At 37.1% G+C, this 6,159-nt stretch carries 7 protein-coding genes; 5 read left to right on the forward strand and 2 right to left on the reverse strand.

The window, feature by feature from the left end; genetic code table 11:
* Nucleotide 1: 1 nt before the first annotated feature.
* The gene (locus EQG61_RS13500) at nucleotides 2–823 is read right to left on the reverse strand and encodes an SAM hydrolase/SAM-dependent halogenase family protein (protein ID WP_129462477.1); all 822 of its coding nucleotides are present in this window, start codon (nucleotides 821–823) and stop codon (nucleotides 2–4) included.
* Nucleotides 824–930: 107 nt separating this feature from the next.
* Here EQG61_RS13500 and EQG61_RS13505 point away from each other — a divergent pair, with 107 nt between their 5' ends.
* From EQG61_RS13505 to EQG61_RS13520, 4 genes are all read left to right on the forward strand, one after another.
* Entirely contained in the window at nucleotides 931–1,881 is a 951-nt protein-coding gene (locus EQG61_RS13505) for a PhoH family protein (protein ID WP_129462478.1), read from the forward strand.
* The gene (locus tag EQG61_RS13510) at nucleotides 1,881–2,345 is read left to right on the forward strand and encodes a hypothetical protein (protein ID WP_129462479.1); all 465 of its coding nucleotides are present in this window, start codon (nucleotides 1,881–1,883) and stop codon (nucleotides 2,343–2,345) included. The genes EQG61_RS13505 and EQG61_RS13510 overlap by 1 nt, the downstream gene beginning before the upstream one ends.
* 51 nt (nucleotides 2,346–2,396) lie before the next feature.
* Entirely contained in the window at nucleotides 2,397–3,347 is a 951-nt protein-coding gene (locus EQG61_RS13515) for a phosphoribosylaminoimidazolesuccinocarboxamide synthase (RefSeq protein ID WP_129462480.1), read from the forward strand.
* 179 nt (nucleotides 3,348–3,526) lie between these two features.
* Nucleotides 3,527–3,886 (forward strand): hypothetical protein, encoded by a 360-nt coding sequence (locus tag EQG61_RS13520; RefSeq protein ID WP_129462481.1) that lies wholly within the window; start codon nucleotides 3,527–3,529, stop codon nucleotides 3,884–3,886.
* A 90-nt stretch (nucleotides 3,887–3,976) separates the two neighbouring features.
* Here EQG61_RS13520 and EQG61_RS13525 read toward each other — a convergent pair whose 3' ends face one another.
* Nucleotides 3,977–5,065 carry a M42 family metallopeptidase gene (locus tag EQG61_RS13525; protein ID WP_129462482.1) on the reverse strand — a complete coding sequence of 363 codons (1,089 nt, stop codon included), beginning with the start codon at nucleotides 5,063–5,065 and terminating at the stop codon, nucleotides 3,977–3,979.
* An 82-nt stretch (nucleotides 5,066–5,147) separates the two neighbouring features.
* Between EQG61_RS13525 and EQG61_RS13530 the strand changes: the two genes are divergently transcribed.
* The gene (locus tag EQG61_RS13530) at nucleotides 5,148–5,828 is read left to right on the forward strand and encodes a DUF4294 domain-containing protein (protein ID WP_129462483.1); all 681 of its coding nucleotides are present in this window, start codon (nucleotides 5,148–5,150) and stop codon (nucleotides 5,826–5,828) included.
* The last annotated feature ends 331 nt before the right edge of the window (nucleotides 5,829–6,159 follow it).

Consider the following 6,159-nt stretch of genomic DNA (forward strand, 5'->3'; position numbering starts at 1 on the left):
GTTAAGATTTAAATTCGATTAAAATAAAGTCGCGGTAGCGCAGTCCCAAAAGGGTGGAAGCAGTTCCGGTATGCGGACTACTTTTATAGATGCCAATTTCTAAAAACCCCGCTTCATTGAAAATGGCAATGGTTTTTCCGGTGTGATCCGACTTAGAATCCACTAGTTCAATGTCGGCATATTTGGCATAAATCGTTTTGAGTTTATCTCTTTTGATGGTCAATTCATACGGCCTTCCTTTGGCCATATCCAGAAATAACTGTTGATGAATGTTGGTTACTGCATTTCCAAAATGGTCAATGTACATGACATAGCCTTTGATGGACTGATTTTCGGGGGATAGTACGGGTTGCAATTCGGTAACTTCATGCAACTGGGTAATTGTTTTTCCGATTACATTTAGATTTCCCCCTTTGACAAGATGAACCGCTACAGTTGCGAACACATCCATATCCGTAGCATCCGGTTGGAGTCGATCGTGGATGGTAATTTCGACCATTTTTTCGGGAACTATTTTACGCATAAGCATACTCAAGATACCGTTATTGGCCGCAATAAAATAGTGTCCGTTCCATAAAACGGCAATATGATTGATTTTTGGTGTCCGACTAGCATCCACGCCAATAAGGTGCACGGACCCTTTTGGAAAGCGAGTATAGGCGGCACCTACAATGTAACTGGCTTCGGCAATGTTAAACGGACTCACCTCATGGGAAAGGTCAACAATCAATGCCTCAGGATGTTGAGAAAGCAAACTGCCTTTCAAAGCACCCACAAAGTAATCCTTGAGTCCGAAGTCGGTCGTAAGGGTAATTATTGACATAAAATTGTTTATAACTAAATTCGGAACAAACCGCCGTGTTTCTTAAATTTGAGATGATTGCAAAGCTAATCAAATATTAGGAATTTTTAACCCTAAAACCACTGCTTTTGAACGAAAGAATCATCGAACTGCATGACATCGCACCTAAAGAATTTTGGGGTGCACAAGATGCCCACTTGGAAACCATCAAAAAGTATTATCCCAAATTAAAAATTGTAGCGCGTGGCACTACGTTGAAGGCATTTGGTGAGAAAGAAGAATTGGATGAGTTTGAAACCCGTTTTAACCGATTGATGTTGCATTTTACACGCTACAATAATATTGATACCAATGTCATTGATCGTGTTATTCAGAGCAATACATTTGATGAACAACGAATGCCCGATCACGATAAGATTTTGGTGCATGGATTGGGCGGAAAATTAATCAAAGCCATTACACCTAACCAACAAAAATTAGTCGAATCAGTGATGAAAAACGACATGGTTTTTGCAGTGGGTCCGGCGGGTACGGGTAAAACGTATACCGGAGTTGCCTTGGCTGTAAAAGCCTTGAAAGAAAAGCAAGTCAAGCGTATCATACTAACGCGACCAGCTGTTGAAGCCGGAGAAAACTTAGGGTTTTTACCAGGAGATATGAAGGAAAAACTGGATCCGTACATGCAACCCTTGTACGATGCCTTACGCGATATGATTCCGCCGCAAACCTTGGAGGATTATCTTTTAAAGGGAATTATTCAAATAGCGCCTTTGGCCTTTATGCGCGGTCGAACGTTGGACAATGCTTTTGTGATTTTGGATGAAGCGCAAAATACGACACATTCGCAGATGAAAATGTTTTTAACGCGTATGGGGAAAAATGCCAAATTCATTATCACGGGAGATCCGGGTCAGGTGGATTTACCGCGTCGCACTATTTCTGGATTGAAAGAAGCACTTTTGATTTTAAAAGATGTAGAAGGAGTCGGAATTCTGTATTTGGATGATAAAGATATTGTACGTCACCGTTTGGTGAAAAAAATAATCGATGCCTACAAGCGTATTGAAAATCAAGATTAATGAAAGAATATTTTAAACACGATAAAGGCTACCTCTTAATTAATGAGGAAGCCTTTTTTTTAACATCATCCGGTAATTGGTCGGAAATTCAACAACTCAATGAAAAAGGTTTTTATGAAGTGCGACAACAAGCCATCCGATCATTTAAAGTGTTTGTATGGGTTGGATTAATCCTGTTAATTTCTCTATTTATTTCGTTCAAAAGTCAATCTTATTATAGTTTTCTTGTTGGTTTAGGATTGGCATTCAGTGTTTGGCGTTACTTGATAACCGAGACAACTATACGATGTAAAATCCCAATGGACAAGATGAGTGAAGTAAAAATTAATGAAGAACAAAATGTCATTGTTTTTCATTTTAAAAATGCTAGAAATATTGAGGATTTCGAACTTTTGAATGAAGTTGATCCAAAAGCAATCCTTTTTTTCAAAGATCATTTTAAGAATTTAATTAAGGGAGCTTGATTTAATCGTTTAATAAAGTACTTTTGCACCACACAACAACATAACTACATAATGCAAACGCTAACCACTACTCAGTTCCAATTCCCGGGACAAAAATCAGTCTACCGCGGAAAAGTTCGCGAAGTCTACAACATCAATGATGAATTACTTGTCATGATCGCTACGGATCGCCTTTCAGCTTTTGATGTTGTTTTGCCTAAAGGGATTCCTTATAAAGGTCAAATTTTAAATCAAATTGCAACTAAATTTATGCAGTTAACTCAGGACATAGTGCCAAATTGGTTAATTGCTACACCCGACCCAAATGTGGCCATCGGACATTTATGTTCGCCTTTCAAAGTAGAAATGGTTATTCGTGGGTATTTATCCGGACATGCGGCGCGGGAATATGCAGCGGGAAAAAGAACCTTATGTGGTGTCACTTTGCCTGAAGGAATGAAAGAAAATGATCGTTTTCCAGAACCTATAATAACGCCCACAACAAAAGCGGATTTTGGGGTACACGACGAAGATATTTCTAGAGAGGCTATTTTAGCTAATGGGATTGTTTCGGAAGAAGATTATTTGGTGTTGGAAAACTATACGCGGGCTTTATTTCAAAGAGGAACAGAAATTGCGGCTTCGAGAGGATTGATTTTGGTGGATACCAAATACGAATTTGGAAAAACTAAAGAAGGAAAAATCGTTTTGATTGACGAAATTCATACACCCGATTCTTCCCGCTATTTTTATGCCGAGGGCTACCAAGAACGTCAAGTAAAGGGAGAAGCCCAAAAACAATTATCGAAAGAATTTGTACGCCAATGGCTAATTGCCAATAATTTCCAAGGAAAAGAGGGGCAAGTTATTCCTGAAATGTCTGAAGATTATGTTAATTCGGTTTCTGAGCGGTATATCGAACTTTACGAGAATATTCTTGGTGAAAAATTTGTGAAAGCCGATATTCAGCGTATTGAGCAACGCATAGAAACCAATGTGAACCACTATTTGGAACAACGCTAACGTTAACAAAATACTAAAATTACAAGGTCGCTCTAAAAAAGCGGCCTTTTTTTGTAACAAAGGTTTTTAAGGTTCGTCTAGTATATTGTAACCGAGTTTGATTTTAGGTCAGCACCGATAAGGCTACTAGGTTATACATAGTAATTAATCATCATCAATCACATTAAAAAATAACAAAAATGAAAACAACAATTATTTATTTCGGACTTATCGTTTCTTTGTTTGGAAACACCGTATTGGCTAACAGTAAAAGTAATGATCGAATAGGATCTTTTGAATCAGTTTTGTCTTTTGATAAAGGAGTGCGATTAACAAAACCAGAAGTAGCTGTAGAATCAGATACCACGCAGTTAAATGAAGTGTTAGCACCGATTGCTTCTGCAGATAAAAATGAATTGGATTTGGTTGTTGCAGAAGGATACAAAATTACTGAATCCCAACCACAGGAATACCAAATCTTGACCATTCAACCTACCATTAAAGATACGATCTTATTCAATGAATCGGTTATAGAAAGTGATACTTTACTAAAAAAATAAAATCGATTCCAAGTACAATAGAAGGTTTGACCCCCTTCAAAATTAGCGTTGTCAATTAAAAAATCCCAAACCGTAAGTTTGGGATTTTTTTTATTGGAAATACGAAAAATTATGGTTGTTCTCTATTTTCAAAAGAGATTCATAAATCAGTTTAATCACATTTTCCACATCATCACGATGCACCATTTCAACGGTGGTATGCATATAACGCAAGGGTAAAGAGATTAACGCGGAAGCTACGCCCCCATTACTGTAGGCAAAAGCATCGGTATCGGTTCCAGTCACACGAGAAGTCGCATGACGTTGGAACGGTATTTTATGAGCATCCGCTGTATCAGTGATTAAATCGCGAAGTTTGTTTTGAACAGCGGGTGCATAGGCAATTACGGGTCCTTTCCCCATTTGTAAGTCGCCTTCAATTTTTTTGTCAATCATGGGTGTAGTGGTGTCATGACAAACATCGGTAACAATGGCAACATTGGGTTGGATGGTTTGTGTAATCATTTCTGCACCGCGTAAACCGATCTCCTCTTGAACAGAATTTACGATGTACAATCCGAAAGGAAGTTTTTTCTTATTTGCTTTTAATAATCGAGCGACTTCTGCAATCATGAATCCGCCCATTCGATTATCAAGGGCACGACAAACAAATTTATCACCATTCAATATCATAAATTCGTCGGGGTACGTAATTACACACCCAACATGAATACCAAGTTTTTCAACTTCTTCTTTAGTCGAACACCCCACATCAATAAAGATGTTATGTAAATTGGCGGTTTCCTCTTTACCACGATTGCGGGTATGAATGGCTGGCCAACCGAAAACCCCTTTTACAATTCCGTTTTTGGTGTGGATATTAACACGTTTTGAAGGTGCAATTTGATGATCAGAACCTCCGTTGCGAATCACATAGATGAGTCCGTTGTCTGTAATATAATTGACATACCAAGATATTTCATCAGAGTGTCCTTCAATGACAACTTTAAAAGAAGCTTCAGGATTGATTACACCAACCGCCGTACCATAAGTATCGGTGATAAAAGTGTCCACGTAGGGTTTCAGGTATTTCATCCATATTTTTTGTCCTTCGGATTCGTAACCTGTTGGTGAGGCGTTATTCAGGTACTGTTCTAAAAACTGTAACGAATCGTTAGTAAGAATTGTTTTTTGTGCCATTTGATTATTTTTTGGCTAAAATAAAAATTTGGCATCAGACTTGTATGGGCTTTTCCATAAATTTGTATATTGTTTTATAGGTATGAAAAAGATTTTAGTTATTGTCGTTTTTTTATGTTTTGGTTCGATTTGGGGACAAGAAGTAAAACCGGTCACACAAAATGATCAAACAAGGGAAGTAGAAGTGGACACCATGAAAATGGACACTATATTATTAGACGAAGTTTTAATTTCAAAAATTAAAATGAGCGAGGCGGATAAAAAAGAATTTTTATTGCTTCAAAATAGAGTGTATAAAGTATATCCCTATGCTAAGTTAACGGCAGAAAAACTAATTGCAATTAAAAAGACCATGGCGACCTTAAAAACAAATAAGGAGAAAAAACGCTATATGAAGATTGTAGAGGATTATTTAGAGAATGAATTCAAAGAACGATTGAAAAAGCTTTCTCGAAAGCAAGGACAAATTTTAGTAAAACTAATCTACAGGCAAACGGGGATTTCAACCTATGACTTAATAAAGGAGTACAAAAGTGGTTGGAAAGCATTTTGGTCGAATACAACAGCCTATTTATTTGATATTAATTTAAAGACAACGTACCGTCCTTTTGACAATAATGAAGATTATTTGATAGAAACCATATTATACAGAGCGTTTTTTGACGGACGGTTGGTAGAACAAAAGCCAGCAAATCCCATCGATATTGACGAATTAAACGCCCATTGGGAAGAATTAGCCAAGAAATTAAATAAAAAGAAATAAAATTTAGTTTAAATAAAACTAAGCCATTCAGTGTTTTACGAATGGCTTTTTCTGTTTTTAGCACAATTGTTAATAACTACGCTAAATTTTATTTGGATTGAAAAGGAATAGGTTTCTATATTTGCACTCCCAAAACGGAAGAATTGGGGTTCGGGATTGAGAGAAAAGATTTCGAAAAAAAATTGCGAAAGTATTTGCTAATTAAAAAAAAGAGTTTTACTTTTGCACCCGCTAACCGAGAGAGGTTGGATGAATAAGAGAAGACAAGTTCATAGACATATTGGATTGACAGCAAAATAAGAGAGAGTAAGGCTAATTGAATAGATTAGAA

The sequence above is a fragment of the Flavobacterium stagni genome (genome assembly GCF_004122105.1).
Lineage (GTDB): Bacteria > Bacteroidota > Bacteroidia > Flavobacteriales > Flavobacteriaceae > Flavobacterium > Flavobacterium stagni.